The 26,641-nt window shown below is 42.5% G+C and carries 30 protein-coding genes and 1 riboswitch; of the genes, 22 read left to right on the top strand and 8 right to left on the bottom strand.

Annotated elements, in window-relative coordinates:
- The first annotated feature begins 672 nt into the window (after nt 1–672).
- Nucleotides 673–1,287 carry an NAD(P)H:quinone oxidoreductase gene (gene wrbA / locus V6B33_RS21600; protein ID WP_334219719.1) on the top strand — a complete coding sequence of 205 codons (615 nt, stop codon included), beginning with the start codon at nt 673–675 and terminating at the stop codon, nt 1,285–1,287.
- Nucleotides 1,288–1,389: 102 nt separating this feature from the next.
- Here the strand turns inward: wrbA and V6B33_RS21595 are convergent, their stop codons facing one another.
- Nucleotides 1,390–2,280, bottom strand: coding sequence for an RluA family pseudouridine synthase (locus V6B33_RS21595; protein ID WP_334219718.1), 891 nt, complete (start codon nt 2,278–2,280; stop codon nt 1,390–1,392).
- A gap of 177 nt (nt 2,281–2,457) precedes the next feature.
- Here V6B33_RS21595 and V6B33_RS21590 point away from each other — a divergent pair, with 177 nt between their 5' ends.
- Entirely contained in the window at nt 2,458–2,853 is a 396-nt protein-coding gene (locus tag V6B33_RS21590) for a YhcU family protein (RefSeq protein WP_334219717.1), read from the top strand.
- 251 nt (nt 2,854–3,104) lie between these two features.
- Here V6B33_RS21590 and V6B33_RS21585 read toward each other — a convergent pair whose 3' ends face one another.
- Both V6B33_RS21585 and V6B33_RS21580 read right to left on the bottom strand, forming a co-directional pair.
- Nucleotides 3,105–3,572 carry a thioredoxin family protein gene (locus V6B33_RS21585; RefSeq protein WP_334219716.1) on the bottom strand — a complete coding sequence of 156 codons (468 nt, stop codon included), beginning with the start codon at nt 3,570–3,572 and terminating at the stop codon, nt 3,105–3,107.
- A 1-nt stretch (nt 3,573) separates the two neighbouring features.
- A complete protein-coding gene (locus tag V6B33_RS21580) occupies nt 3,574–3,999 on the bottom strand; it encodes a disulfide oxidoreductase (RefSeq protein WP_334219715.1) in 426 nt (141 codons plus the stop codon).
- A gap of 313 nt (nt 4,000–4,312) precedes the next feature.
- On the opposite strand from V6B33_RS21580, the gene V6B33_RS21575 reads away from it, so the two are divergent.
- The 6 genes from V6B33_RS21575 to V6B33_RS21550 all read left to right on the top strand — a co-directional run bounded on the left by V6B33_RS21575 (nt 4,313) and on the right by V6B33_RS21550 (nt 11,193).
- Nucleotides 4,313–5,854 carry a GNAT family N-acetyltransferase gene (locus V6B33_RS21575; RefSeq protein ID WP_334219714.1) on the top strand — a complete coding sequence of 514 codons (1,542 nt, stop codon included), beginning with the start codon at nt 4,313–4,315 and terminating at the stop codon, nt 5,852–5,854.
- 235 nt (nt 5,855–6,089) lie between these two features.
- Nucleotides 6,090–7,823, top strand: coding sequence for a phospho-sugar mutase (locus tag V6B33_RS21570; protein ID WP_334219713.1), 1,734 nt, complete (start codon nt 6,090–6,092; stop codon nt 7,821–7,823).
- A 144-nt stretch (nt 7,824–7,967) separates the two neighbouring features.
- Entirely contained in the window at nt 7,968–8,690 is a 723-nt protein-coding gene (locus V6B33_RS21565) for an SDR family oxidoreductase (RefSeq protein WP_334219712.1), read from the top strand.
- Between the two features lie 177 nt (nt 8,691–8,867).
- Nucleotides 8,868–9,983: a GAF domain-containing sensor histidine kinase gene (locus V6B33_RS21560; RefSeq protein ID WP_442915576.1), complete on the top strand. Its 1,116-nt coding sequence runs from the start codon at nt 8,868–8,870 to the stop codon at nt 9,981–9,983.
- A gap of 10 nt (nt 9,984–9,993) precedes the next feature.
- A complete protein-coding gene (locus V6B33_RS21555; RefSeq protein WP_334219710.1) occupies nt 9,994–10,629 on the top strand; it encodes a response regulator transcription factor in 636 nt (211 codons plus the stop codon).
- Between the two features lie 21 nt (nt 10,630–10,650).
- Complete coding sequence (locus V6B33_RS21550) at nt 10,651–11,193, top strand: NADPH-dependent FMN reductase (protein WP_334219709.1); 543 nt, start codon at nt 10,651–10,653, stop codon at nt 11,191–11,193.
- A 142-nt stretch (nt 11,194–11,335) separates the two neighbouring features.
- Here V6B33_RS21550 and V6B33_RS21545 read toward each other — a convergent pair whose 3' ends face one another.
- On the bottom strand, nt 11,336–11,590 hold the full coding sequence (locus V6B33_RS21545; protein WP_172253710.1) for a YhdB family protein: 255 nt from the start codon (nt 11,588–11,590) through the stop codon (nt 11,336–11,338).
- A 169-nt stretch (nt 11,591–11,759) separates the two neighbouring features.
- Between V6B33_RS21545 and V6B33_RS21540 the strand changes: the two genes are divergently transcribed.
- From V6B33_RS21540 to V6B33_RS21530, 3 genes are all read left to right on the top strand, one after another.
- Nucleotides 11,760–12,071: a DUF3889 domain-containing protein gene (locus V6B33_RS21540; protein ID WP_334219708.1), complete on the top strand. Its 312-nt coding sequence runs from the start codon at nt 11,760–11,762 to the stop codon at nt 12,069–12,071.
- Nucleotides 12,072–12,261: 190 nt separating this feature from the next.
- Nucleotides 12,262–13,443: an MFS transporter gene (locus V6B33_RS21535; protein WP_334219707.1), complete on the top strand. Its 1,182-nt coding sequence runs from the start codon at nt 12,262–12,264 to the stop codon at nt 13,441–13,443.
- Between the two features lie 140 nt (nt 13,444–13,583).
- On the top strand, nt 13,584–14,996 hold the full coding sequence (locus V6B33_RS21530; protein ID WP_334219706.1) for a SpoVR family protein: 1,413 nt from the start codon (nt 13,584–13,586) through the stop codon (nt 14,994–14,996).
- On the opposite strand, the gene V6B33_RS21525 is transcribed toward V6B33_RS21530, so the two are convergent.
- On the bottom strand, nt 14,991–15,257 hold the full coding sequence (locus tag V6B33_RS21525) for a hypothetical protein (RefSeq protein ID WP_334219705.1): 267 nt from the start codon (nt 15,255–15,257) through the stop codon (nt 14,991–14,993). The two genes, V6B33_RS21530 and V6B33_RS21525, sit on opposite strands and share 6 nt — an antisense overlap.
- Nucleotides 15,258–15,538: 281 nt before the next feature.
- Between V6B33_RS21525 and V6B33_RS21520 the strand changes: the two genes are divergently transcribed.
- A complete protein-coding gene (locus V6B33_RS21520) occupies nt 15,539–15,883 on the top strand; it encodes a hypothetical protein (RefSeq protein ID WP_334219704.1) in 345 nt (114 codons plus the stop codon).
- A 44-nt stretch (nt 15,884–15,927) separates the two neighbouring features.
- Here V6B33_RS21520 and V6B33_RS21515 read toward each other — a convergent pair whose 3' ends face one another.
- Nucleotides 15,928–16,563, bottom strand: a complete 636-nt coding sequence (locus V6B33_RS21515; protein WP_334219703.1) for a YczE/YyaS/YitT family protein — start codon at nt 16,561–16,563, stop codon at nt 15,928–15,930.
- A gap of 260 nt (nt 16,564–16,823) precedes the next feature.
- Here V6B33_RS21515 and V6B33_RS21510 point away from each other — a divergent pair, with 260 nt between their 5' ends.
- The 3 genes from V6B33_RS21510 (at nt 16,824) to V6B33_RS21500 (ending at nt 19,444) form a co-directional block, all read left to right on the top strand.
- Nucleotides 16,824–18,428 carry an SLC13 family permease gene (locus tag V6B33_RS21510; RefSeq protein WP_442915577.1) on the top strand — a complete coding sequence of 535 codons (1,605 nt, stop codon included), beginning with the start codon at nt 16,824–16,826 and terminating at the stop codon, nt 18,426–18,428.
- Between the two features lie 316 nt (nt 18,429–18,744).
- Nucleotides 18,745–19,074 (top strand): hypothetical protein, encoded by a 330-nt coding sequence (locus V6B33_RS21505; protein ID WP_334219702.1) that lies wholly within the window; start codon nt 18,745–18,747, stop codon nt 19,072–19,074.
- 181 nt (nt 19,075–19,255) lie between these two features.
- Nucleotides 19,256–19,444: a Fur-regulated basic protein FbpA gene (locus V6B33_RS21500; protein ID WP_334219701.1), complete on the top strand. Its 189-nt coding sequence runs from the start codon at nt 19,256–19,258 to the stop codon at nt 19,442–19,444.
- A gap of 59 nt (nt 19,445–19,503) precedes the next feature.
- Here the strand turns inward: V6B33_RS21500 and V6B33_RS21495 are convergent, their stop codons facing one another.
- A complete protein-coding gene (locus V6B33_RS21495; protein WP_334219700.1) occupies nt 19,504–20,406 on the bottom strand; it encodes an aldo/keto reductase in 903 nt (300 codons plus the stop codon).
- 88 nt (nt 20,407–20,494) lie between these two features.
- On the opposite strand from V6B33_RS21495, the gene V6B33_RS21490 reads away from it, so the two are divergent.
- The 7 genes from V6B33_RS21490 to splB all read left to right on the top strand — a co-directional run bounded on the left by V6B33_RS21490 (nt 20,495) and on the right by splB (nt 25,881).
- Complete coding sequence (locus V6B33_RS21490; protein ID WP_334219699.1) at nt 20,495–21,394, top strand: phosphotransferase enzyme family protein; 900 nt, start codon at nt 20,495–20,497, stop codon at nt 21,392–21,394.
- 81 nt (nt 21,395–21,475) lie between these two features.
- Nucleotides 21,476–21,586: riboswitch (TPP riboswitch) on the top strand.
- Nucleotides 21,587–21,703: 117 nt separating this feature from the next.
- Nucleotides 21,704–22,684, top strand: a complete 981-nt coding sequence (locus tag V6B33_RS21485) for an ABC transporter substrate-binding protein (RefSeq protein ID WP_334219698.1) — start codon at nt 21,704–21,706, stop codon at nt 22,682–22,684.
- Between the two features lie 11 nt (nt 22,685–22,695).
- Entirely contained in the window at nt 22,696–22,986 is a 291-nt protein-coding gene (locus V6B33_RS21480; RefSeq protein WP_334219697.1) for a thiamine-binding protein, read from the top strand.
- A complete protein-coding gene (locus V6B33_RS21475) occupies nt 22,983–23,744 on the top strand; it encodes an ABC transporter permease (RefSeq protein ID WP_334219696.1) in 762 nt (253 codons plus the stop codon). Before V6B33_RS21480 ends, V6B33_RS21475 begins: the two co-directional genes overlap by 4 nt.
- A gap of 2 nt (nt 23,745–23,746) precedes the next feature.
- Complete coding sequence (locus tag V6B33_RS21470; protein ID WP_334219721.1) at nt 23,747–24,484, top strand: ABC transporter ATP-binding protein; 738 nt, start codon at nt 23,747–23,749, stop codon at nt 24,482–24,484.
- A 111-nt stretch (nt 24,485–24,595) separates the two neighbouring features.
- Nucleotides 24,596–24,841 (top strand): transcriptional regulator SplA domain-containing protein, encoded by a 246-nt coding sequence (locus tag V6B33_RS21465; RefSeq protein ID WP_334219695.1) that lies wholly within the window; start codon nt 24,596–24,598, stop codon nt 24,839–24,841.
- A gap of 11 nt (nt 24,842–24,852) precedes the next feature.
- Complete coding sequence (splB, locus tag V6B33_RS21460) at nt 24,853–25,881, top strand: spore photoproduct lyase (protein ID WP_334219694.1); 1,029 nt, start codon at nt 24,853–24,855, stop codon at nt 25,879–25,881.
- Nucleotides 25,882–25,935: 54 nt separating this feature from the next.
- On the opposite strand, the gene V6B33_RS21455 is transcribed toward splB, so the two are convergent.
- A complete protein-coding gene (locus V6B33_RS21455) occupies nt 25,936–26,364 on the bottom strand; it encodes a phosphatase (RefSeq protein WP_334219693.1) in 429 nt (142 codons plus the stop codon).
- Nucleotides 26,365–26,641 lie beyond the last annotated feature (277 nt).

The raw sequence follows: 26,641 nt of genomic DNA, 5'->3' as shown, positions 1-26,641 counted from the left end.
CTTATGCTTGTCGCCTCTGAGCAAGCCGCCTCCGCTTTTCTAATTGTCCAGCTCCGGGGCTTAGAGGCACATGTCATAAGTCAACTCGTCCAAGAAGGCAAAGAACGCCTTCGTGGCCGATTCGCCTTATGCCACACGCCTCTGAGCAAACCCCTCCGCTTTTCTAACCCGCAGGAGCGAACGAGACGAGGAGGCTCACGGGTTACCCGCGGAAAGCGAAGTCTTGCACGGAATTCATTAGCGGTGTTTAGAGTCAACACTAAAATTCAGGTAGTTGTCTTTGGTTTTGTTCCAGCCTTATTTATCTGACTATTTTATCTTTACTGTTGACAGGTAAGAGGGATATGATATACAATTATCTCGAAATCAAAATAAATAGTTTCGAACCAAAATGTTTATTTTTTTAAGATAATATCTCAAATTCGAGATATTCAGTTAAAGAATAATCGGAATTGAAACGTTTTATTTGCGGTTTCATTGGGAAGACATAATAGAGGAAGTTTTTAGGTTATCAAGAACCAGACTACATGCCGAATTCTGTCAGCATCACGTCGTTATTCATCTTTACTTTCCTGTCAGGAAAGTAAAGGTTTATATTTGCTGTCATCCCGGCATAATGAATCATGTGCATTACCCATTACTATATGAGAATAAAAAAGGAGAGATTTAATCATGTCTAACGTAAAATTAGCAATTATGTATTACAGTTCAACAGGTACTAATTATCAAATGGCGAAGTGGGCAGAAGAAGCAGCGAAAGAAGCGGGAGCAGAAGTGAAATTGCTGCGTTTTGAAGAAACGGCTCCTGACGCAGCTATTGCTTCAAACCCAGCATGGGAAAAGCACTATAATGAAACAAAGGATATTGTTCCAGTCGCGACACTCGCCGATCTGGAATGGGCAGATGCTTACCTTTTCAATGTACCTACCCGTTTCGGTAATGTTCCATCACAGGTTAAATCCTTCCTGGATATCACAGGGGGACTTTGGTTCCAAGGTAAATTGGCAAACAAGGTCGTGAGTGCAACTTCATCCGCAAGCAACTCCCACGGAGGACAGGAACAAACGGTCCTTGCATTGTACACAACGATGATGCACTGGGGTGCAATCATCGCAGCACCGGGCTACACGGATCAATCTTCATTTGCTACAGGCGGAAATCCGTATGGCACAAGTGTTACCGTTGATCAGGAAGGCAATATGGTAGAAAGCGTAGAGCCTGCTGTAAAACATCAGACACGACGAACGATCCAAGTAGCGGAAGCGATCAAGAACGGATTGAAATAATAGATGAGGGAAAGAGGCAGCCGAATGGGCTGCTTCTTTTTGTGTGTGAAATGGACATCTTCAAAAAAAAAGCTGCCATAAAAGCAGCTTCTCAATTATGAATCAACTTTCCAGCACTATATCATCGAGACACTCAGCCTCACGCTCAATCATTTCCCCGGTCAATGGGTGAGGGAAGGAAATCCTCGCCGCATGCAGAGCCTGACGTTTAAATACTGGCTTGCCTCCGTATAACGTATCCCCGGCCAGCGGGTGGCCGATGTGACTCATATGGACGCGGATCTGGTGAGTTCTGCCAGTATCAAGAACCACTTCTGTAAGAGTCATATTTTCTCTGACTTCTAATACTCTATAATGAGTGACAGCTTCCTGACCGGACGTGGAAACCCGTCTTCTCGTATTGTGATGGCGGTCACGGCCGATTCGCTCAGAAATCGTCCCTTTCTTCTGTTTAAACTTTCCGTGAACCAATGCCAAGTATGTCCGTTTTACCTTACGTTCGATGAGCAGCCTGTCAAGAATGGCTTTGCTCAATGGGTGTTTGGCGAATACGACTGCTCCGGAAGTATCACGGTCTAGCCTGTGTATATGCATCACACGACAGTTTTCCCCCATTGTTTGAAAATGAAAAGCGATCAGGTTCGCAAGTGTACCCTCTTCACCAGGCTTATTGGGATGAGTATCTAATCCGGCAGGCTTATTGACGACAATCAGATGATCGTCTTCATACAATACATGTAGTTCGCCATATGAAGGAAGAACATCATAATCTGTTTCTTTAAATAGATCGATTTGCAGGAGATCGCCGGGGGATAATGGGTGATTCCACGGCAAGTAATCACCATTCACTTTGATTTCCTTGTTCACTCTCATCATATGGATGAGCTTTTTTGGGGCTTGCCAACGCAACTTAAGAATCTGTTCTATCGTTACATTTTTCCAATTTTCAGGTATCGACAGCTGAAAGAGTGAACCTTTTCTCATTGTTTTCATCAAAAAGCTCCTTTAAATGACAAATATCTTATATGTTGCCGGGTATTTACTACCATTTAAGCACCTGTTTTACCAAATTCATGGGTATAATTACCACACTTGAGGATACTTATCTATGTTATTCTAAGTGTATCTATTACAGAGAGATTACAACCATTACAAAGGTGGGTTATGAAGGTGAAGGTCTTACTAGCTGCAACACATGAGCAGGATAACAAAATCCAGGAATTAATCAGTCATATGTATTGTACTATTTTCCCTGATTATTTCACAGACGAAGAAATAGAGCAATTTGAAGATATGGAAATCTTACATACGTCGAACAGGAACTTTGAATATTGCGGTACTTTGAAGGAAGCATTCAAGGTGATATCGAGTCTGCAGACACTGATCTCGATTGTGGAATGCGGAGTGAGAGATGAGGTTTATGAGGATATGTTCTACCATAATGTACATATTCTTCAGGGGTTTGGGCTGTTTTTCCCCTTATCATTCGATCAATTCACAGATGAATCGGAATGCAAGCATTCGCTAAGTGTTTATTCAAAGGCTGCAAATCAGCTTTTAATTTAGTGATTGTTTAGAATAGTTGAAATTTACGTTTAATATTGATTCAGGGGGGAATATATCAAGTAATCAACTTTAATTTGAGGATACAGCGTATCTTCTCTTGAAATTCCTCCTCATTGATGGGACTGACTTTATCGTCGGTCCCAATTTTTTGGTTGGTTCCGCTATCACCTCTGCCTGATTCAGTACCATCCAAAGGTGAAAAAATGGCTCATCCTCGTTGTTATAAGCAGAGAGGATGGGCCATTTTAAAATTATTCCACGTTTTCTTCGAAAAAGCTTCTGAATTCTTCTTCTGGCTGGCTTCCGACGATCCGGTCGACTTCTTCACCGTTTTCAAAGTGAACGAGGGTAGGTGTTGCTTCGATTTGATAATCGGTCCATCCCTGTTCAAATTCCAGTACATTGTATTGAACCATATCCACTCCCATTTCGTCTGCAAGTGGGGCAAGCACAGGTGTTGTTTCTTTACAATGAGGACAAGTGGAACTGTAGAAATATACCGTTACATCCTCTTTGTCTTCAAGCTTTTTCTCCAGTTCATCAGGCAGGATGACATTCTGATAATTGGGGTCATCCAAAATATCCACTGTAGCAGGATGAAGTTCATCCTTTTTAAATTTATTTCCTTCTGCTTTTTGGCTGTTCTGCATGTTTGTCACTAAAGCAATGGCAGCAAACAGTCCAACGATAATGACTAAAAAGATAATGATTTTTTTCAAATTAATGGTCCCCCTTTAATTCTTTAAGTGTTAATAGACTTACGATAAAGATGATTGCAAATCCTGCAAGTGCCAAAAATGGAATCGTAATGAAACCCATCCAATTGATATATTCTCCTGTACACGGAACACGTCCGCATGACGGAGCACTTTCGGAAAGAAACGAGATCTTTTGAAGAGAATAATGATAGAGTGAGATTGCCAGTCCGATTCCAGAAAATATCAAAGAATAGAAGGAAATCTTAAAGTCTTTACGGGCGTAGGCAACTCCGAGCAAAATGACCAAAGGGTACATCAGAATCCTCTGATACCAGCATAATTCGCATGGCTCATATTTCATCACTTCCGAAAAAAACAAACTTCCTAGTGTGGCTGTAAGTGATGCTGCCCATGCAAGGAAGAGAAGGGAATCTGCTTTTTTATTCATTTGAAAGTCCTTTCTTTACATATTTTCTCTTACTATTATATAGGCAAATTGTTCAAATCCGCCAAGAATAGATGACCATTTTTCAACAATTTTATGTAGTCATCGTTAGCTTCTATTTCTATATATTAAGTATAATTATTGTTTTGGGCAAACGGTTTGCAGCAATTTGATTCAAAAATTCTTCTATAATGATATTTCCTTTTGGTAAAATGATAGGGACAGGCATTTCAAACTTCGCTTACATGCACTCATGAACTTCGTTTCGCACGAGCATGCTAAGGGTATTAACACCACTGTAAGGAGTGATACACGTATGGGAGAAAAACTGGATTTATCTCAATTTGAGAAAAAAATGATCATACGTCCAATGGAACATAGGGACATAAAAGATATAATCAATATGCAGGCTGTATGTTTTCCGGGAATGGACCCATGGAAGGTTCAGCATCTGGAAAGTCATTTGGAGGTTTTCCCTCAGGGTCAGCTTGTGGCGGAGCTTGATGGGGAAATCATCGCCTCTTGTTCAAGCCTGATCATTAATTTTGACGAGTACGATGATCGTCATACTTGGGATGATGTAACGGACAATGGATACATAACCAACCATAATCCCGATGGCTATAATCTGTATGGCATTGAGGTGATGGTCCACCCGGAATACCGCCGCATGAAGGTGGGACACAGATTGTATGAAGCAAGAAAAGATCTTGCACGGCAAATGAACCTGAAGAGTATCATTATCGGCGGCAGGATCCCGAATTATTATAAGCATTCCGAAGAAATGTCACCGCGTGAGTACGTCGATGCGGTTGGCCGCCACAAAATCTATGACCCTGTTTTGTCTTTTCAATTACTGAACGGATTTACATTGATGCGCATCAATCCGAATTATCTTCCGGATGACAAGCGGTCGCAAAAGTATGCAACATTGATGGAATGGAACAATGTTGACTACCGTCCGTCCAGCAAACGTCATTTCAAAACGAGTTATCCAGTGCGAATCTGCGTTGTTCAATATATGATGCGCAAAATCAACTCTTTTGAAGAATTTGCGAATCAGGTAGAATATTTTACCGATGTGGCATCAGATGCGAAATCTGACTTTGTTGTGTTCCCGGAAATTTTCACAACCCAGCTAATGTCATATCTGAACATCAAGTCACCGAGCCTTGCTGTGAGAAAGCTGACGGATTTCACAGAGGAATATATTGAACTCTTTACAGACTTGGCTGTTCGTTACAATGTCAATATTATTGGAGGATCCCACTTTGTAAAAGAAGAGGATGACGAAATTTATAATATTGCATACTTATTCCGCCGTGACGGCACCATCGAGAAGCAATACAAGATTCATATCACACCAAATGAACGCAAATGGTGGGGAATCAGTCCTGGAGATTCAGTCAGGGTATTTGATACCGACTGCGGGAAAATCGCCATTCAAATCTGTTATGATATAGAATTTCCTGAACTCGCCCGCATAGCAACGGACAAAGGAGCAAAGATCATCTTTACACCATTCTGTACGGAGGACCGCCAAGGCTATCTCCGCGTCCGCTACTGCGCGCAGGCCCGGGCAGTTGAAAATCAGATTTACACGGTCATTTCAGGCACCGTCGGGAATCTGCCGCAGACTGAAAACATGGATATCCAATATGCCCAATCAGGCATCTTTGCTCCATCCGACTTTGAATTCGCCCGCGATGGGATTGTCGGGGAAACCAATCCGAACATCGAAATGGTGATGATCGGAGATGTGGATTTAGAAGTGCTGCGGCGCCAGCGTCAGTCCGGCACGGTCCGACAGCTAAAAGACAGGCGTCATGACGTTTATGGAGTGAATTATAAAAAGTGAACCGTACAAAGACCCGGGTGAAGTGAATATTCCCCGGGTCTCTTTATTTACTTCACAACTTCTGAAGAGGATGTCAGCCGATGAAAATTGGAATATGATCATTGCACCTCCACACACAATATTATGCTAAAATAAGAACGGTTACATCCTGTCGGAATGTGGCGGAAGGTTTATAAAAGGAAAACCGCCATCTATGATAGAATTAATGATTATACAGCATTAGGAGGGGATCGTAATGAGTTGGAAAACAACTTGGAAAAAATGGAGTGACCATCTGCACATTGATGGAGAAATCAATGATTCTTTAGTATTGATGAAAGATGATGAAAAGTCACTCGAGGACGCTTTCTACAAAAATCTCGAATTCGGAACGGGCGGAATGAGAGGGGAAATCGGTCCTGGAACCAATCGCATGAACATTTACACGGTTCGCAAGGCATCCGAAGGACTTGCGCGATACATAGAAGATCAGGGAGATGAAGCCAAAAGGAGAGGCGTGGCGATTGCCTATGATTCCCGTCATAAATCTCCGGAATTTGCCATGGAAGCAGCAAAGACTCTTGCCACTCATGGCATTCAAACATACGTATTCGATGAACTGGCTCCTACGCCTGAACTGTCATTTGCACTGCGTTATTTAAACGCATTCTCTGGAATTGTAGTGACAGCAAGCCATAATCCTCCTGAGTATAACGGATACAAAGTATATGGTGAAGATGGGGCACAATTACCTCCTCAAATCGCAGATACCGTAATCAAAAAGGTAAATGAAGTGGAAAATGAGTTGGAAATCGAAGTGAAAACACGAGACGAGTTGAAATCCCAAGGGTTAATCAAAATGATCGGGGAAGAGATTCACCAATCCTATCTTGATCACTTGATTTCGATTTCCGAAACCCCTCAAATAAGCAATGAAGTGGATTTGAAGATCGTGTTCTCTCCACTGCATGGTACAGCTCTGAAGATGGCAGAAAGAGGATTGAACGCACTTGGTTACCGACATATTCATATAGTAAAAGAACAAGCACATCCAGACCCGGAGTTTTCAACTGTAAAATCTCCTAATCCAGAGGATAAAGAGGCTTTTGAACTTGCAATCAGGGATGGAAAAGAAATCAATGCAGATATCCTGATCGCGACCGATCCCGATGCCGACAGGCTGGGTGTGGCGGTGAAGGATGAAGATGGGGAATATACGCTTCTTACCGGAAACCAGACAGGTGCTGTCCTCATGAATTATATTCTTTCCCGCAAGCAGGAGAAAGACATGATTCCTGCAAACGGTCGTGTATTTAAAACGATTGTTACATCTGAACTAGGAAGAGAAGTGGCCGAGCATTATGGGGCGTCTGTGGAAGATGTCTTAACAGGGTTTAAATTCATAGGTGAAAAAATCAATAAGTATGAAGAGTCCGGGGAGTATACATTCCTGTTCGGATATGAAGAAAGTTACGGATATCTAATCGGGGACTTCGCACGTGACAAAGATGCCGTACAAGCTGTCTTAATGGCTGCGGAAGCGGCTGCATATTATAAGAAACAAGGCAAGACGCTGAAGGACGTACTCAATGAATTGTTCAACCGCCACGGCTACTATCAAGAAGGATTGAAGAGTCTTACACTTAAAGGAAAAGAAGGTGCCGAGCAGATTCAGGGAATCCTGAAAACGTTCCGTGAAGAACCTTTGAAGGAAGTGGCAGGGCTGAAAGTAGTATCGGCTGAAGATTATAAAACGAGTAAAAAAGTCGAACTGTCCTCAGGGGCAGAAACGCCGATTACCCTTCCTTCTTCAAATGTTCTAAAGTATTTCCTGGAAGACGGATCATGGGTTTGTCTCCGTCCATCAGGGACAGAGCCGAAAATCAAATTCTACTTCAGTGTCATCGGCAAGACACAAGAGGAAAGCAATAATAAATTAGCTTCTTTAACAGAAGATTTAATGAACAAAGTGCAAAGTACAATCCAATAATCTCAAGGTCTGTTCCCCCCTGCTTTAAAGCTGGGGTGTAACTGGCCGGATCCTCATTCCGGGTCAATGTTGAGTAAACAATGCTTAGGAATGAGATGATAAGAATAAATCATGGACATCCCAGAGAGAAAAGGAGATTGAAGTATGCTAAAAGATCAAGTTGCGATTATTACAGGTGCATCCAGGGGGATCGGCCGTGAAATTGCACAACAATTTTCAAAAGAAAGCACAAAGCTTTCATTGGTCGGAAGTTCCGAAGGTATACATAAAGCAGCCGAAGAGTTGAAGTCAAATGGGTTCGAACATGTGATTTCGATTCAAGCCGACGTGTCAAAAGAAGGGGACGTGCAAAATATTGTTGATGAAACGCTGTCTGCGTATGGCCAAATCGACATTCTCGTCAATAATGCAGGAGTCGGTTTCTTCAAACCGACGGAAGAAGTGACGGCCGATGAATGGAAGAAAATTTTCGATGTGAATGTGCAAGGTGTCTTCTTATGTTCTAAAGCTGTCCTTCCGCATATGAAAAAACAAAAATTCGGCACGATTATCACTATTTCTTCCGATGTGGCGAGGTATACGATACCAAACGGTTCGGCATATGTCGCGACTAAATATGCGGTCCAAGGCTTCTGCGGTTCACTTGCACAGGAAGTCAGGGAGTATGGAATAAGAGTCGGAACAATCAATCCAGGAATGGTGGATACTTACTTTGCAGAATCGGAGCAGGGACTTCCTGAGAAAGAGGACTGGCTGAAGGTAGGGGACATTGCCAAATCAGTCATTTACATGGCTTCTGCTCCAAAGCACATGATGATCGACGAAATCAAGATTCATCCATTTGCGCAGGACTATCCAATTGCTTAATTTCTACTGAGAGGGGGGGGGTGGGTCACGCCCCTCTCTTTTTTTTTATGAAATTGAAGAGCGGTTCCGAACGCATGTTTTCAATCGAAAGTTGTAGAAAAATTCCTTCTTTCTTAGAATATCGAAATCCATTCAAGGCTGTATAATAATAGTAAGAGTTAAGAAAGGGCGATGACAATGAGTGAGGAGGCACTTTCAAATATCGAGCTTTTGAAAGAGATTGCCGAATTCCTGAATAACGAAACGGAGCAATGTGATATGCTCCACGGTGCCCTGAAGAAATTGATCGATGGCACAAGCTTTTCGACAGGATGGATCTTTTTCATCGAAGAAAGCGGGAAGCATCAGCTTGCAGCTTATGAAGATCTGCCGGAATCCCTTCATTACAACGGCTGTGAATTAATGCATAACGGCGGCTGTTGGTGTGTTAATCGCTTCCGGAAAGGAAAGCTGACGAAAGCCTCGAATATCATCGAGTGTCAAAGAATTGAAAAGGCCATCGAGGAGAACAGGGGAAATACAAACCATATCACGCATCATGCAACGGTCCCATTGCAATCTGGTGAAGAAGCATATGGATTGTTGAATGTAGCGGCACCTCACAAAACCCATTTTACCAAAGACGAATTGGCTCTTCTTGAATCGGTTGCCTTTCAAATAGGCTCTGCGATAAAACGGATCACTCTGACAAAAAAAGAACAGGAAATCGCGCTGCTGGCAGAAAGAAACAGGCTAGCCAGAGATCTGCATGACTCGGTGAATCAGCTGTTATTCTCACTTACACTGACTGCAAGGGGCGGTGTAGAAATGACAAGTGATAAACAGGTGAAAGAGACATTTGCCACCGTTCAGACTCTTGCACAAGTAGCATTATCCGAGATGCGTGCCCTTATTTGGCAGCTGAGGCCGAATGGTCTTGAAAATGGCTTGGTGGAAGCGGTTAAAGGCTACTCTGATATGCTTGGGTTAAAGCTCGCAGCAACGGTCGAAGGCGTCATCTCTTTAAGTTCAAAAGTGGAAGAGGTTCTTTGGAGAATCAGTCAGGAAGCGTTAAATAATTGTAAAAAACATGCAGGGGTGCAAACGGTCAGCTATCTGTTAAAAGATGATGGCAGCAAGATCGCCCTTGTGATTGTAGATAAAGGATACGGTTTTCAATACGATGAAAGTCAGCCATTGCCATCCATCGGGATTGAAAGCATGAAGGAACGGGTGAAGAGCCTCGGAGGGACATTCCAGTTGGAAAGTGCATTGGAAAGAGGAACAACATTAACAGTAAAGATACCTTATTAGGAGGACCGGCATGAGTATTCGAATCTTGATTGCGGACGATCATCATGTAGTGAGACGGGGGCTTGTATTCTTTTTGAAAACACAAAAAGATATAGAAATCATTGGAGAAGCGAAAAATGGAGCAGAAGCAGTCCAGTTGACTGAAAAGTTACAGCCTGATCTGATTTTGATGGATCTCATGATGCCGATTATGGACGGAATTGAAGCAACGAGAGAAATCAAGAAGAAACACGGAGGCAGCGTCCAGATACTGATGCTGACGAGTTTTTCCGATCAAAGCCACGTCATTCCGGCAATCGAAGCAGGAGCGGCAGGCTATCAATTGAAGGATATCGAACCGGATGAATTGGTGAACAGCATCCGTAAACTCTTATCAGGAGAAAATTCACTTCATCCGAAAGCAACCAATCATCTACTGACAAGAATTACGAAACAAGACCCTCCACATAAAATCCATGCACTGACAAAAAGGGAAAAAGATGTTTTGGTCGAGCTGACAAAAGGTAAAAGTAATAAAGAAATTGCTTCAAGCCTGTATATAACGGAAAAAACGGTGAAAACCCATATCTCAAACATATTCTCAAAGCTTGAAGTATCCGATCGAACACAAGCGGCCCTGTATGCCGTGAAACATAATCTGGCTTAATAAGGAAGGACGTTATTTACAATGAACATCGTAATCATAAATGGCAGCCCGCGAAAACGGGGGCGCACCGGAATAGCAGCACGATTCATGTCAAGAACCTATGATGCCGATTTGATTGATCTGAGTGATGGGACCCTGCCTCTTTACACGGGGGAACAGGAACAGGCAGAGCTTCAATCCGTACAGTCCCTGAAACACAAAGTGAAAAATGCAGATGCGGTCATTTTAGCATCCCCTGAATATCACAGCGGTATGAGCGGAGCATTGAAGAATGCATTGGACTTTCTGAACAGCGAGCATTTTGCCCATAAACCAACAGCACTGCTTGCATGCGCAGGAGGAGGAAAAGGCGGCATCAACTGCCTGAACAATCTGCGTATCGTAGCAAGGGGAGTTTATGCAAATGTAATTCCTAAACAACTTGTTCTCGACCCCCATTGTTTTGATTACGACAATGACGGTTTGCTGGTAGAGCCTGCGAAGCTGGTTGACGATATGGTACAGGAATTGAACGTGTATGTGAAGGCAGCAGAGATCGTGAAAAAGGAAGCACCTGCCAAATAATTGATTGAAAACTGAAAATGGAAATCAGTGTTTTTTTGAGTCTTCATCCGTTTTTACATGAAAATCATACTGAGTGCAAATAATAAAAGCTGATTCACTAGTGTAAACTAGTGAATCAGCACGGTTAGGTGGAATTCTCTTCTTACATTTCTGCGAATGTTGCCTCCAGTGGCTGCTCAACACTAAAGGTATAATTTGCATGTTCTATATAGCGTAATAACGTGTAAAGGTTCCGTTCGATGACGGTGTAATCCTTCGAAAAGTGATAGGCGTGCAAGAATTGTTCAATTCTCTTTGAAAGAAGGTCATCTTTCGTCCTTACCATCAGAATGAGCAGGTTATCCCATTCCGATCGATGGGTGTAATACAAGGCCCGGTCATAATCGACTTTGTTCACTTTTTTATCCCTCCTTCTGAAGGGGGTAATCTTATTGTGTGAAGAACATCCTTATTATTTTCTCTCTAAAACTTGGCACTCCTGCTTGTATTGACTTTCCTTCTATTGGGTGAATATTTTTGTTGATTTACATCATCCTATCTAATGAGAAGATAGAAGAGGTGATAAGATGAGAAAGACGATTATGATGTTGGCAACTGTTTGTTTTCTTTTGTTCTCAAGCAATGCGCATGCACTGCAGCCATCTGATTATGAGAAATTCGGCCGCATAGCGGCGGCTGTCATGAAAGAAGATTATCCTGGTCAGCCATTAAAGGATTATCAGTATCAGGGACGTCAGAAACTGGATGAAAACAAGCTTGCGGATTCTTTTGAATTCACGGTTCAGGAAAACAATACAGAGAAAAAGGTGCTTGTAAAAGTGGTTCATGACCTTAACAATGAAAAGACATTGAATATTGCTGTGGAAGAGGTAAAATGAAGCAGCTGACGACTGGCCAGACATCGTATGATGAGAACTGAGCCGGTCGTTTTATTTTTCCCTTGCAGGTATTCAACGTCAGAATTGTTTGATAAAATAAGATCAATATGAAAAAGTGGAAGGGTGGCTCAGAACCAATGTGATGATGTCTTTTACCAGAATTAGAAACTGAATATTGGAGGTAAAAGACATGGCTTCAAAAGCATTTCGTCACCTTTGGATCGGGCAGGCACTGGCGAATATGGGGGATATTATGTATATTGTTGCATTGATCTCCCTGATTCATAAGGTATCTGGATCACCCGTGTATTTGACTGCCGTTCCTTTCGTGATAACATTTTCCAGGTTTATTAGCAGTGTCATCGCGCCGCTGCTGTTGAATCGTTCTCAAATGAAAAGCCTGATTGCTTATTCGCAGCTGGCGAAGACATTGTTGCTCATTCTTTTTTTGGTTATTGTTTTATTCTCAAGTGGGAATGTATGGATCTATTTAGGAATTGCAAGTATGATTTCCTTTTTGGATGGCTGGGCGCTGCCTGCCCGGAATGCATATGTCCCGTTCATCGTGAAACGGGAAGAATTAATGGGGGCAAACGGATTCTTATCAACCGTCGATCAAACCATTCAGTTCTCCAGCTGGGCTCTTGGGGGATTGCTGCTGGCAATATTAAATGAAAGCCTCTTATTCATTCTGGTCATTGTCCTGTTTCTCATCAGTACGCTTTATATGCTGAAGCTGCCGGTTATCCCAAGTACGACGCTTCATCAAAAGAGGCATTGGTGGAAACAATTTGGTGAAGGATGGTCGGAAGTGAGCAGGAATAAGCGCCTGAAAAGCATATTTTGCGTCTATGGTTTGGAGTCTGCGGCTGGAGCGGTCTGGATCGCTGCCGTCCTCTATCTATATGTGGATCTTGTCCTGAACCGCAGTGAGGCATGGTGGGGATTCATCAATAGCAGCTTTTTCATCGGTTTGGTGATTGCTTCATTCCTTGTATTCAAACGACATGGCCTTTTTTCGGGAAAAAGAAGCGGGTGGCTGCCGATATGCATGATTATGACATCGATTGTCACATTCCTGTTTGCATGGAATACAGCAGCGTTTACGGCATTGTTCCTTTCGGTGCTCTTCGGTGCATTTGATCAGATAAAAACCATTATGCTGCAAACCTATCTTCAGGAAAGTACGCCTCCAGATGAGATGGGGAAAGTATATGCGGCACAAGGAGCATTGACGACTCTGATCTTCGGGCTCTCTTCATTGGGAGTCGGGATTCTCCTCGAGTTCACCACTGTGCAGATTATTTTTTCCATTTCTGCTTTCTTGTTGTTGATGACACTCCTGCCTGTCCGATCGATAAAAAAAGCATAATATGAAATCGAATGCTGCATCCGCCTAGCAAACGGGTGCAGCATTTTTAGGAGCAGGACATTTTCAAACAGTCACCTTTTTTTCATGAATCAGTTGTTCACCTCATACATTGTGATAAGAGTATAAAGAGGGGGATGACCATGAACCAAGAGGAACAAAAACAATTGCAGAACGCGATTGGTGAAATTACTGAAATAGCTGCCGGATTCGGCCTCGACTTTTACCCGATGAGATATGAAATCTGTCCTGCTGACATTATTTATACATTTGGGGCATATGGGATGCCGACTCGTTTCTCACACTGGAGCTTCGGGAAACAGTTTCATAAAATGAAGCTTCAATATGATTTGGGGCTGAGTAAGATTTATGAACTTGTGATCAATTCGGATCCATGTTACGCGTTTTTATTGGATTCAAATGCACTGATACAAAATAAACTGATTGTGGCCCATGTATTGGCACATTGTGATTTCTTTAAAAATAATGTCCGATTCCAAAATACAAAGCGGGACATGGTGGAAAGCATGGCGGCGACAGCTGACCGTGTGAGAAAGTATGAAATTGAACATGGGAAGCAGGAAGTGGAAAACTTCCTTGATGCGGTACTTGCGATTGATGAACATATCGATCCTTCCTTAATGAGACCAAAACTGACATGGTCAATGAACGATGTTGAGTGGGTGGAGGAAGAAGTGAATCCGGTCACACCTTACGATGATCTATGGTCGCTTGATGAAAAAGCAAAAAAACGTACCACTAAGAAAGTGAAGAAGAAGTTCCCTCCTCAGCCTGAAAAAGATATCCTGCTTTTCATCGAACAATACAGCCGGGAACTTTCGGATTGGCAAAGGGACATCCTGACGATGATGAGGGAAGAAATGCTGTATTTCTGGCCGCAGCTTGAAACCAAGATTATGAATGAAGGATGGGCTTCTTATTGGCATCAGAGGATCATCCGCGAGATGGATTTGACCAGCGGGGAAGCGATTGAATTTGCAAAGCTGAATGCCGGGGTGGTACAGCCGTCACGAACGGGCATCAACCCGTATTATCTGGGTCTGAAGATCTTCGAAGATATAGAAGAAAGATACAACGCCCCGACTGAAGAGATGAAGAAGCGCGGGGTGAAACCAAATTCCGGCCGCGATAAAATGTTCGAGGTCCGCGAAATCGAATCAGACATCTCCTTTTTACGAAACTATTTGACGAAAGATCTTGTAATGAGAGAAGACATGTACCTGTTCCAAAAACAGGGAAAAGACTATAAGATCGTCGATAAAGAGTGGACCGCAGTACGTGACCAGCTCGTAAGCATGAGGGTCAACGGAGGGTTCCCGTATATCACTGTGAACGACGGTGACTATATGAAGAGCGGTGAACTTTATCTTAAGCACTGGTACGAAGATGTTGAACTCGATATTAAATACCTGGAGAAAGTGCTGCCATATGTACACAGGCTATGGGGCAGACCGGTTCATATTGAAACACATGTAGAGAATCGCGATATGCTCTTCACTTATGACGGCAGGAGTGTACAAAGAAAATATTTATAAGAAGGAAAGAGGCTGGGACCAAAGTGTTTTAGTCTGAATAAAACCTGAACTAATTTGAACTTTAAGTTCAAGTAAGTTCGGGTTTTTATTAGCTTTGTTCAAATGTCCATTTTGTATATAGCTTGTTCGAGCGGTTGATTGGAGTGCAAGACGAAGACTCCTATCAGAAAAGCGGTAGGGCTTTGCAAAGAGGCGTGTCCCATAAGGCGAATCAGCCACGAAGGCGTTCTTTGCCTTCTTGGCCGGTTTGACTTCTGTCATGTGCCTCTAAGCCCTGCAGCTGGACAATTACTCCTCGAATTTAAAGGAGGCTCACGGGCTACCCGCGGAAAGCGAAGTCTTGCACGGAAATCATTAGCGGTATTAAGTGGTCATCACTGAAATGTTCGCCTTTAGGCAGTTGTTTTTTTGTTTTGTCCCAGCCTCTTCTTTAAGGATGAAAAGACCGTAAGAAATGCCTATCGAGAAGAGTTCCGGTTCTAAATTTACCGGACAGGCTTATATATAGAAATAAACGTATACATTCATGAGGGGGAAGAGCAGTGGCAGATGTTGAAGTATTTATTGGGGACCTCACTGATGAGACATTTCATTATGAGGGAGGAGACTGGAATCATAATTATCCTAAAAGAATCAGTGGTTTTTTCCCTAAGGGTTATGATTTGTTCTTTTCGGTGCTGGACGATATTTATTATGACCGCATTGAAGGAAAGCAGACAGACTGGGGCTCGCATACGTGCCCGATGTACCCGCACGAAATCCTTGCCATGCTCGAGGATTATTATAAGCGGGATATGGAAGACCCCGAAGTTCAGGAACTGTTTCAGTTTGTGAAACAGTTGCGGCCATACCGGCAATACGGTCTTGTCGCATGTGAAATGAGTTAAAGCAATCACTCACCCTCCCGCAACGATTGGAAGAGGGTAAGTGATTAACCGACCTTCATCGGACGGTCTGGCTTTGAGAATCGTGTTTCCAGAGAAGATGTGAAGTAGAGAAATGACTTCTGGAAAATAGGACTCTGGATGAAGGTATAAATGAACGTGAAGATAAACACTGGACCACCGAGCAGGAGCCCGATCAACAGCACTATGCATTCACAGATAATTCTTACGTTACTGATGGAAATCCCCGTTCTGTCTGAAATGGTCAACATGAAACCGTCCCTTGGCCCGGTCCCAAGGTGGGCTGCAGAATATAATCCCCCTCCAATACCCATCAAGATGATCGCTGCAATCAGAAGGATTACGTCAACTGCTGCATTCGTTTGAGGAGGAAGCAGGTCAAAGTGGAGAAAGAAATCCACCAGTACACCGACCATGATCCCATTTACAATTGTTCCCAGGCGGACGTATTTCCCTTTCATCAGGAACGTGCATGCAATCATGGCAGTGCCGATGATGATATTCCATGTGCCGATCGTGAGCCCCCTTTTTTCAAAAAGGGCAATATTCAATACATCCCATGGGTGTATACCTAAATACTGCACTTTAATCGACAAGCTGATTCCATAGCTGAAAACGAGTAATCCAATAATAAAGTAGCCCAATTGCCAATATATTTTCATAGCTTCTCCTTTTCCTTGAAATCATGTTTCCTTTATAGAATATTTTATAATGAATTCAGTTATGAAGATACTATAAGATGATTTTGTCAGTGAAGTGAGCAAATAGTCATCAGGTAATGAAGAGGACTTGGGAGTTCTTGAGCAGGAAAAAAGAACGGATTTACCACTATTCAACTCGTTATATTCAAATGCGATTGACAGCGTTTTCAGTCGTGATAGAGTTTTAATAAGAATAAACGAGGGAGATGATCTGATTGGAGATTGTTAAACAGGCATGGGGCGCCATGTGGAAATGGCATCGTGATATAACAGATACTTTACAATTTTTCACCTCTGGCAGTGCTCCTGGTTCAACTGCTTTAAACAAGATTCAAAGAGATAAAACACCTGGAAAGAAAGGTTCGCCCGGTCGGAAGATTGGATTTTTCCTTGGACCACTCATATTCATCTTCATTCTGCTCTTCTTTTCACCGCAAGGGTTATCTCAAGAGGGGGTTGCTGTCCTGGCAGGAACTGTTTGGATAGCCATCTGGTGGATAACCGAAGCCATTCCGATCCCGGCGACGTCCTTATTGCCAGTCATCCTGTTTCCATTGTCAGGTGCCGTGGAATCTTCCGGTGTTACTTCTGCCTATGGAGACAGTACGATTTTTCTATTTATGGGAGGATTCATCATTGCGATTGCAATGGAAAAGTGGAATTTACATAAGCGCATAGCCATGAACATCATTTTGCTGATTGGAACAAGTACAGAACGAATTGTGCTCGGGTTTATGCTTGCGACCGGATTCTTGTCTATGTGGATCTCGAACACGGCAACAGCGATGATGATGCTTCCGATCGGCACGGCTGTCATTTATCAGGTGAATCAAAGTTTAGATCGAGAGGGGGCTGTGCGTACCGGGCATTTCAGTAAAGTCATTATGCTCGGGATTGCGTATAGTGCCTCGATCGGTGGTCTTGGGACACTGATCGGAACTCCGCCTAATACCATTTTTGCAGCTGTTGTGGAACAAATCTATGGAATTGATTTTTCATTTGCAAAATGGATGCTCTTTGGTGTGCCGATTGCCGTCATCCTTTTATTTACGACGTGGTGGTACTTAATAAAGGTTGCATTTCCATTAAAAATAAAGGAACTTCCTGGTGGAAGAGAAATCGTGGAGAAAGAGAGCCGCTCTCTCGGAAGGATTACATTTGAAGAGAAGCTTGTTCTTACTGTATTTATCACCACAGCATTCTGCTGGATTTCACGTTCATTCTTGCTTAATCAATGGCTTCCTTCTCTCGATGATACAATTATAGCCATTACAGGAGCTATTGTTTTATTTATCCTTCCCGGGAGAAGGGAAACCCGCCTTTTAAAGTGGGAAGATGCTGTCAAACTGCCTTGGGGGATACTGCTCTTGTTCGGAGGAGGGCTTGCAATTGCTAAAGGGTTCAAAGATACAGGGCTTGCAGAATGGATCGGTAAGCAGTTAACCGTTCTTGAAGGAGTGCCGTTCATCATTATTCTCGTCGCGGTAACGACCTTTGTGATCTTTTTGACGGAAATTACTTCGAATACGGCTACTGCTACCATGATGTTCCCGATAATGGCTGCTCTTGCAGCTGCATTGGGGGTACATCCTTACAGCCTGATGGTCGCTGCCGGGCTTGCCGCTTCATGTGCGTTCATGCTGCCAGTTGCCACTCCTCCAAATGCCGTCGTTTTCGGCTCAGGCTATATCAAAATGGGGGACATGATCAAGGCCGGCCTTTGGATTAATCTTATAAGTATCGTGCTCATCACCCTGCTGATCTATTTCTTCATGGGTCCCATCTGGGGAGTGGACGTCACATCATTTCCTGGTGACTTGAGATGATAGTTTATTAAGCACAGGGTCCAGATTTTCTGAACCCTGTGTTTTTTCACTTATTCCGCTGTAAATCCCCATCCAACGCACCTGGCTCACAAGTGACGACTTGATACTGAAATATGAAGTTCAAGCAAAAGAGAAAGATATTACTTGAAAATGAACCGTTTTGAGTATATCCTTTTAAAGTATCGACATTTCATATCCACTTCCAAATGATGTTAAAAAGGCGATACCATTTGAGTATATCGTTAATAATCAGCGTTCGCTCAATGATGACATCGATGGATGATAGAGCAAGTGATAGTCGGAAAGGAGAACGATTATGGCAGACGTTTTTAATCAGGAGTTTGTTGTAGCTATTATCATGGCCTTTTCTGCTTATATTATTTTAAGAGGAATAGCTATTTTCTTTGGCAAAGCAGGAAAGGGCTATCTGGAAAATATTGAAACACCAAAGAAACTGTATTTGCAATTGATCGGTGTTTATTATGTAGTTTCAGGTGTCTTGGGCTTGTTGATTCCAAGTCTTGAATGGAAAACGGAAGATATTTATTTTGCCATTGCTTACTTTGCAATCGGTTCAGTCGTTTTCTGGGTTGGTCTTGATTTCTTCATTAAGCGAGACAAGAAAAAGCAGCTTCAGCAGAATTAAAATGAATTGCCCAGGTGCGTCCACCTGGGCTTTTTTTGTATTGATAAGTGTTCCGAACCCATTTCTATCAGGAGAAAGGACCGAATTGACTATGTTGTATTTTCCGCATACTGGAAATGAAGCGGGAAATGGTTTAACATCATCCTGTTTTGGGGTATATCCCAAATTGGAGGGATAAAAAATGCTGCACCAAGAAAGTAAATCAACGATTGAGAATTCACCAGAAATGAAAAAAGACTTTTACATTCAACAGCTGTTGAGAATAGGTGTATATAAATATTTCGGCAAACAGCTTTATGAGTTGTCGATGACTGAACTTCAGGAAGTTTACATCGAATATTATGTGAGCAATACTGATTTAATAAGCTAAAAAAGACGAGCCTCTAAGCGGGATCGTCTTTTTTAGTGGATTCATCCTGACATTGATCTTTAAGGAACTTCATGTCCCATCGAACTGTGCAGTATTTCAAACCATTGATCATGATTCAATGTTAATGATTGAGAATCAATGGCCGTTTGAATTCGGTCTTTTTTACCAGAGCCTACAATCGGCATAATACTGGCGGGATGATTCAACAGCCATGCATAAAGTACGGAATCGATTCCTTCAGCGCCGATTTCTCCCTGGATTTTTTCAAGCGTTGTACGGAGGCGTACAGCTTTATCGTCCTGAGAAGTGAAAATATTACCGCCAGCAAGCGGTGACCAGGCCATGGGTGCAATCCTGTTTTCCTGACAGAGATTCAGGGTTCCGTCTTCAATATTTTCAAGATTATAAGCTGATAATTCAATCTGGTTCGTCACCAAGGGGTATGGCAGATGGGATTGAAGCATATTCCATTGATGGTCCTTGAAATTTGAAACCCCGAAATGAAGGACTTTTCCTTCCTCTTTTAACTGCGTAAATGCTTCTGCGACCTCTTCACCATTCATAAATGGATCGGGACGGTGAATGAGCAATACATCGATGTAGTCAGTACGTAAATTTTTTAACGATTGCTCCACTGAAGACAAAATGTGTTTTTTACTTGTATTGTAATGATGTGTTCGGTGCTGAGGGCGATTTGGTGATGGAAGAACGATGCCGCATTTCGTGACAATCTCCATCTTTTCTCTAAGGGAGGGGGCAAGCGAAAGAGCATCTCCGAAAATGTCTTCGCATGTGTAAGACCCATAGATATCGGCATGATCGAATGTGGTGATACCCTGAGCCAGATTATATTGAATCAGTGACAATGTCTCTTCCTTCGATTGGTTCCACTCGGAAAGCCTCCATAAACCATGAATGATGCGGGAGAAGGATAAATCTTTACTTATTGTGATTCGTTCCATATCTACAACCTCTTTTCTTAATTTGTATGGTGTCTGCTTAATCAGTCATACTAAAGTGTATCTTACTATGCGGGGGAAGGAATATAAAATGATAACCCTTTTATCGGACTGGGGTCTTGAAAATGCCCATATTCTCAGCCGTCATACAAACGCCTTGAAGGTGTCCGCCGGAAACTGCACCTATTATTTAAAGCGAAGGAAACAAACCTGCAATTTTGAACGCTGGGAAGAATTCCGGATTTCTCAATACATAGTGGAGAACGGCCTGCTTGCAGAAACTCCGTTGCTGACAAAAAATGGGGTTCCTTTCATCGTCAAGGATGATTCTTACTATTCGCTATATGCGTCTTTAAATGGTGTTTCATTTCAACATCTTAACACGATCACACTCGATCAATGCTTTTTACTTGGTCAATATCTGGGAAGCCTTCATCAAGGCTTGTTGACATACCCTGTAAAGGATCATATAGCTGTATGGGATGTTTTTGAACATATGAAAGACTGGCTCTCTATAGATCATTCAGAATTGAATGAATGGGCTGTGAAGGTGTACACGCAGCTCATCCCTGCAGAAGCGTTATATGCCCAATTGCCGCATCAGCTTATACATAGCGATGTTCATCTGGGCAATTTTGTATGGGGTGAAAATAAGATCATCGGGTTGGTGGATTTGGAACGGATCAGACGATCGCCCCGTATTGCAGACGTTGGTTATTTCATTACGGTCCTGTTAAGAAATATGTATACTGAAGGGAGAACAGGTGACCTTTTTAACAAAATAAATCGGTTTCTCAAAGGATATTCATGGAGGCAGATAGTTGATGAGAAAGAAATCCTTTCTTTATATCCGTTGTGCATGGTTTTCCTTCTCCAATATACACTTTTTTACTCCTCCCGAGGATTCGTTACGGAAGCTTCCAGTATAAAGAGAATGATCGGTAACTTATCAGGCAGGAAGGAATTTATGAAGTCATTGACGGATCTTTAGGAGATTTGTTCAATAACTGTTGAATTGTTACGCTTTCTATGGCAAAGTAAAAGTGTAAATAACGTTTATCTAATTACATATCTGGAAATGTAGGGGGACCGGTGCTGCCGGTTGAGAGTGTATCCATTCAGATACTGACCCTTGGAACCTGAACTGGCTGATACCAGCGTAGGAAACATATTCTTAAACATCGATGATGATTTAATAATGCGTCCTGGGCTAAGCCCGGGGCGTTTTTTTATTTCACATTTTTTCGGTCTAAATGTGAAAAATTAAACGTTAGCTTATACATCAGGAGGAGGAACGGGAATGAAGAAATTAATCGTCCTTATTTTCGCAGTAATGGTACTGACAGCATGCGGCGGTGGTGAATCGAAAGAAGAGCAAGATGAGTTGAAGAAGGTCTCGGTCGTCCTGGATTGGACACCGAACACGAATCATACCGGACTTTATGTGGCAAAAGCAAAAGGCTATTTTAAAGACAAAGGACTTGAGGTTGAAATCCTTAAGCCCGGAGAGGCCGGGGCTGATCAGCTGGTGGCATCAGGAAAAGCCGAATTTGGAGTTGGCTATCAGGAAGGCGTGACACAGGCACGCGTGAAGGATGTCCCGATTGTATCAATTGCTGCTGTCATCCAGCATAATACATCAGGATTTGCATCTCCGAAGGAAAAAGGTATTACCTCTCCAACAGATTTTGAAGGAAAAAAATATGGAGGATGGGGTTCCCCTGTTGAAAAAGCAGTCATGGGCTCCATAATGAATCAGCAGGACGCTGATGTTGAAAAAGTCAATTTTGTTAATATTGGCGATACAGATTTTTTTACAGCAGTGAAAAGAGATGTGGACTTTGCATGGATCTTCTATGGGTGGACTGGTATTGAAGCAGAGCTTCGCGGTGAAGAGCTGAATATGTTATATGTAAAAGATTACTCAGAAAAGCTTGATTATTATACTCCTGTCCTGACCACGAATGAAAAAATGATTGAAAATGATCCTGATACCGTCCAAGCTTTCCTTGCGGCTGCTTCGAAAGGGTACGAACTAGCCATTGATCAACCAGAGGAAGCAGCTCAAATCCTTCTTGATGCTGAGCCCGATTTGGATAAAGAGTTAGTGATGAAGAGTCAAAAGTGGCTTGCCCCAAGATATCAGGATGATGCAGATCGGTGGGGAGAGCAGAAGCTGGAGGTTTGGGAGAACTACGCAGACTGGATGTATGAAAATCAATTATTGGACAAAAAACTAGAAAGTAAAAAAGCGTTCACAAACGACTTTTTACCAAAATAGAGGTGAGAAAAATGGGCGAATCACTTGTAAGTATTCAAATCATTCCCAAGACCAAAAATGGGGAAGATGTCATCCCATATGTTGATGAAGCAATTTCAATCATTCAGGATTCAGGAATCAAATATGAGGTACATCCGCTGGAAACGACGATGGAGGGGAATTTGGAGCATCTCTTCGATATCATCCGGCGAATGAATGAGCGGATGATTGAAATGGGCAGTAAAAATGTCATTTCTCAAATAAAAGTCCTTTATCAGCCTGACGGGATCCATATGGACGATCTGACGGGGAAATATAAATGACAACGGTTATTCGCAAAGGATGGAGACCTGTCTTGGTCCTCATCCTTTTTTTCGTTTCATGGCAGGTTGCAACCGCATTTCTCTCCATCCCTTCATGGTTGATCCCGTCTCCCGTTGAAATCGTGAAAGAAGGAATACATTCGTGGAATGCGTTCAGCGGACACCTTACATCAACAATCCTCCTAAGTGTATGCGGATTTATTATTGGCTCCATGATAGGACTGGCAACTGCTCTGATCTTACATCTATTGCCAAAAGTGAAACAGGCCCTCTATCCACTCTTGATACTGTCTCAGAATATCCCGATCATCGTCCTTGCCCCGCTGCTCGTCGTATGGTTCGGATTCGGACTCTTGCCTAAGGTCATCGTGATTACTTTAGTCTGCTTCTTCCCGGTATCAGTTTCGGCAATGGATGGATTCAGACAGACAAATGAAGAGTACATTCACTATATGAAAATGGCTGGAGCAACTAAAATGCAGCTTTTCCGAAAGGTGGAGTGGCCGCACGCCCTGCCGTCGGTTTTCTCTGGACTCAAGATTTCGTCGACCTACAGTGTGATGGGTGCTGTTATTTCTGAATGGCTTGGTGCACAAAAAGGGATAGGGGTTTATATGACCCTTGCTTCTTCTTCGTTTCGGACAGATCGGGTTTTTGTGGCTATTTTCATGATTATGATACTCAGTTTACTCTTTTTTTGCATAATCGTCTTACTGGAAAGGACGGTGGTTAAGTGGAATCGGAAGGAGTGGAAATAAAGATGACATCACTATCGATTAATAATCTTTCGAAATCATTTGATGGGGAGATGATCTTGGATCATCTTTCCTTCAGTGTGGATGAAGGTGAATTTGTTACGATTCTGGGTCCATCGGGCAGCGGGAAGAGTACGTTGTTTCATCTGATAGGGGGACTGTTTGCCCCAGATAAAGGGGAGATCAAATTAAACGGACTATCGATTACCGGAAAGCAGGGCTCAATTGCCTATATGCCCCAAAGCCCCTCTCTATTACCGTGGCGTACGGTGATTGAAAATGTGCTGTTAGGTCAGGAACTGTCCGGAAAAACAGACAGGAAGAAGGCAATGCGAATGATTGAGCGTACCGGCTTGGAAGGATATGAGCAGGCATATCCCTCCCAATTGTCGGGGGGGATGAAGCAGCGTGCTGCATTCATTCGTGCATTGGTGAGTCCGCAATCATTCCTTTGTCTGGATGAACCATTTTCAGCACTGGATGAATTTACACGTCTTGATATGCAGAAATGGCTGTTGTCCATTTGGGAAGAAGATCGGAGTTCCGTCTTATTCGTTACACATAATATCGATGAAGCCCTGTTTCTATCGGATCGTATCATTGTATTATCCAACAAGCCTGCAAGAGTGCAGCGGGAATTTACGGTTCCGTTTCCACGTCCCAGACAACAGGATATCCTTTTGTCTGAAGAATTCTTATCGTGGAAAAAGGAAATCTTTGAAGAATTATCCTATTTTGCATAGTACTTCTCGTGCGGCATAAAACATCTTTTACCATCATAATTCATCACCTTCTGACAAAAAATGAAAGAAGCTGGATACCTTGAAAATAAAAGAAATGAGAAGGTGAAGAATATGGATGTGAGCAATCAGAACATCCCGTTTAACGCGGGAGATGTGGTTTATGTCATTTACCGTAATCCTCATACTCAAAGCGTCGCGAATGTTCAGGAAGCGGCTGTTGTGAAAAATCCTGAAAACCCCGAAGAATTGGCCCTGTTCCTCTATGAAACATATTATCCACTTTCAGATGATCTGGCAGTGTACCATTCGGAAGATGAAGCCGAGAAGGTATATAACCAATCATTCGGTGACCTTTAGGATGAAGAGTCATGGTTAAGCCATTCGTCCCGCAATTGGTTTACTTTGAACCGGGTGCACTGGAGTATCCATTGGGGAAAGAGCTGAAAGAAAAATTTGAAAAAAGGGATGTGGAAATAAGGTATACCACATCCCATAATCAAGTAAGGGACCTTCCCGGGGATAATCATTTTCAAAAATACAGGATTGCGAAGTCCACCTTGGTGGTAGGGGTCAGGAAGACGTTGAAATTTGATACGTCCAAACCATCAGCAGAATATGCGATTCCGTTTGCAACCGGCTGTATGGGTCATTGCCACTACTGCTATTTGCAGACGACAATGGGGAGCAAGCCGTATATCCGCACATATGTAAATGTAGATGAAATCCTTGAGTCTGCAGATAAATATATGGCAGAAAGGGCACCTGAAATAACAAGATTTGAGGCAGCGTGTACATCGGATATCGTTGGGGTCGATCACCTCACACATTCCTTGAAGCGTGCAATCGAGCATTTTGGTGAATCCGAACTTGGAAAACTGAGGTTTGTGACAAAATTCCACCACGTCGATCATTTGCTTGATGCAAGGCACAATGGCAAGACAAGATTCAGATTCAGCATAAATGCTGATTATGTAATCAAACATTTCGAGCCTGGAACATCCCCGCTTGAAAAACGATTGGAAGCCGCAGGTAAAGTGGCCGGTGCAGGTTATCCGCTCGGATTCATCGTGGCCCCTATCTACATTCACGAAGGGTGGGAAGAAGGGTACAGGAAAATGTTTCAACAACTTCATGAGCATCTGCCCCCTGAAGCGAAGGAAGATTTGACATTCGAATTCATTCAGCACAGATTCACAAAGCCGGCAAAACGGGTAATTGAAAAAAATTATCCGATGACAAAGCTCGAATTAAATGAAGAAGAGAGACGGTATAAGTGGGGGAAATATGGAATCGGCAAATATATTTATCAAAAAGATGAAGAACAGGAATTGAAAGATAAACTATTTGCTTACATGGAGGAGTTTTTCCCTCAATCCAAACTTGAATACTTTACCTAAAACAGGAGATAAAAAAAGGGACTGATACCATTTGTGAAAATGATCATCAGTCCTTTAATTAAAATCGGGAAGGATCGATTCAAGACTTTTTACCTTTATCGCTATTTCATCACATATTTCCTGGTAACTTGCCCATTCTTCAAGAGGATTACTGGAACGTTTCCTCGGATTAGGAAGATTCCAATGGATGACCTTTTTCTCCAAGTCTGATGGTAAGCTGATGTCTTCGTCATATTCTGTATCTTGAATCTTAATGATCACCGATGCATGATCTAAGTCTGGGATGTCAATACTGGAGCGCGGAATAGAACTAATATCAATACATAATTCCTTCATGGCAAGGACAGAAAGATCGTGAACGGTCTCATCAGCCCATCCTGCACTTTTGAAAGACCAATTTGGAACAGAAAGTTTTTCTGCCCAGCCCTCAGCCATTAAACTGCGCTGCTGGCTGCTTGAAAGAAAATACACAGTTTTATTCATAGCTATGTTCCTTTCTGTTTTCGTGCTGTTATTACTATTTACCCAATAACCTTCGATGTATTCAATAACCGTATTGAAAATTTATGGAAACCGCCATGATGGGTACAAGAGATTAATAAATCCCTTATATTATGAAATAAGTTGCATATTTCATAGTAGGAAAGATTTAAATTAAGGGCAAACTACTTAAAAAATTCAATAAATCAGTATAATGAGAAAAGGAATTGAATTTTTTGCGGCTGCACATTCAAATTCAAAAAAAGTAAAATATTTCGGT

The sequence above is a fragment of the Mangrovibacillus sp. Mu-81 genome (assembly GCF_036867415.1).
GTDB lineage: Bacteria > Bacillota > Bacilli > Bacillales > Bacillaceae_B > Rossellomorea.
Note: the sequence above shows the minus strand (reverse complement) of the source record. Positions and strands in the feature narration are given on the sequence as shown.

What these genes read in the sequence shown, in the direction of transcription:
- wrbA (WP_334219719.1), top strand. Translation starts at nt 673, where the DNA reads ATGTCTAACGTAAAATTAGCAATTATGTATTACAGTTCAACAGGTACT.
- V6B33_RS21595 (WP_334219718.1), bottom strand. Translation starts at nt 2,280, where the DNA reads ATGAAAACAATGAGAAAAGGTTCACTCTTTCAGCTGTCGATACCTGAA.
- V6B33_RS21580 (WP_334219715.1), bottom strand. Translation starts at nt 3,999, where the DNA reads ATGAATAAAAAAGCAGATTCCCTTCTCTTCCTTGCATGGGCAGCATCA.
- V6B33_RS21575 (WP_334219714.1), top strand. Translation starts at nt 4,313, where the DNA reads ATGGGAGAAAAACTGGATTTATCTCAATTTGAGAAAAAAATGATCATA.
- V6B33_RS21570 (WP_334219713.1), top strand. Translation starts at nt 6,090, where the DNA reads ATGAGTTGGAAAACAACTTGGAAAAAATGGAGTGACCATCTGCACATT.
- V6B33_RS21565 (WP_334219712.1), top strand. Translation starts at nt 7,968, where the DNA reads ATGCTAAAAGATCAAGTTGCGATTATTACAGGTGCATCCAGGGGGATC.
- V6B33_RS21560 (WP_442915576.1), top strand. Translation starts at nt 8,868, where the DNA reads ATGAGTGAGGAGGCACTTTCAAATATCGAGCTTTTGAAAGAGATTGCC.
- V6B33_RS21555 (WP_334219710.1), top strand. Translation starts at nt 9,994, where the DNA reads ATGAGTATTCGAATCTTGATTGCGGACGATCATCATGTAGTGAGACGG.
- V6B33_RS21550 (WP_334219709.1), top strand. Translation starts at nt 10,651, where the DNA reads ATGAACATCGTAATCATAAATGGCAGCCCGCGAAAACGGGGGCGCACC.
- V6B33_RS21540 (WP_334219708.1), top strand. Translation starts at nt 11,760, where the DNA reads ATGAGAAAGACGATTATGATGTTGGCAACTGTTTGTTTTCTTTTGTTC.
- V6B33_RS21535 (WP_334219707.1), top strand. Translation starts at nt 12,262, where the DNA reads ATGGCTTCAAAAGCATTTCGTCACCTTTGGATCGGGCAGGCACTGGCG.
- V6B33_RS21530 (WP_334219706.1), top strand. Translation starts at nt 13,584, where the DNA reads ATGAACCAAGAGGAACAAAAACAATTGCAGAACGCGATTGGTGAAATT.
- V6B33_RS21525 (WP_334219705.1), bottom strand. Translation starts at nt 15,257, where the DNA reads ATGACAGAAGTCAAACCGGCCAAGAAGGCAAAGAACGCCTTCGTGGCT.
- V6B33_RS21515 (WP_334219703.1), bottom strand. Translation starts at nt 16,563, where the DNA reads ATGAAAATATATTGGCAATTGGGCTACTTTATTATTGGATTACTCGTT.
- V6B33_RS21505 (WP_334219702.1), top strand. Translation starts at nt 18,745, where the DNA reads ATGGCAGACGTTTTTAATCAGGAGTTTGTTGTAGCTATTATCATGGCC.
- V6B33_RS21500 (WP_334219701.1), top strand. Translation starts at nt 19,256, where the DNA reads ATGCTGCACCAAGAAAGTAAATCAACGATTGAGAATTCACCAGAAATG.
- V6B33_RS21495 (WP_334219700.1), bottom strand. Translation starts at nt 20,406, where the DNA reads ATGGAACGAATCACAATAAGTAAAGATTTATCCTTCTCCCGCATCATT.
- V6B33_RS21490 (WP_334219699.1), top strand. Translation starts at nt 20,495, where the DNA reads ATGATAACCCTTTTATCGGACTGGGGTCTTGAAAATGCCCATATTCTC.
- V6B33_RS21485 (WP_334219698.1), top strand. Translation starts at nt 21,704, where the DNA reads ATGAAGAAATTAATCGTCCTTATTTTCGCAGTAATGGTACTGACAGCA.
- V6B33_RS21480 (WP_334219697.1), top strand. Translation starts at nt 22,696, where the DNA reads ATGGGCGAATCACTTGTAAGTATTCAAATCATTCCCAAGACCAAAAAT.
- V6B33_RS21475 (WP_334219696.1), top strand. Translation starts at nt 22,983, where the DNA reads ATGACAACGGTTATTCGCAAAGGATGGAGACCTGTCTTGGTCCTCATC.
- V6B33_RS21470 (WP_334219721.1), top strand. Translation starts at nt 23,747, where the DNA reads ATGACATCACTATCGATTAATAATCTTTCGAAATCATTTGATGGGGAG.
- V6B33_RS21465 (WP_334219695.1), top strand. Translation starts at nt 24,596, where the DNA reads ATGGATGTGAGCAATCAGAACATCCCGTTTAACGCGGGAGATGTGGTT.
- splB (WP_334219694.1), top strand. Translation starts at nt 24,853, where the DNA reads ATGGTTAAGCCATTCGTCCCGCAATTGGTTTACTTTGAACCGGGTGCA.
- V6B33_RS21455 (WP_334219693.1), bottom strand. Translation starts at nt 26,364, where the DNA reads ATGAATAAAACTGTGTATTTTCTTTCAAGCAGCCAGCAGCGCAGTTTA.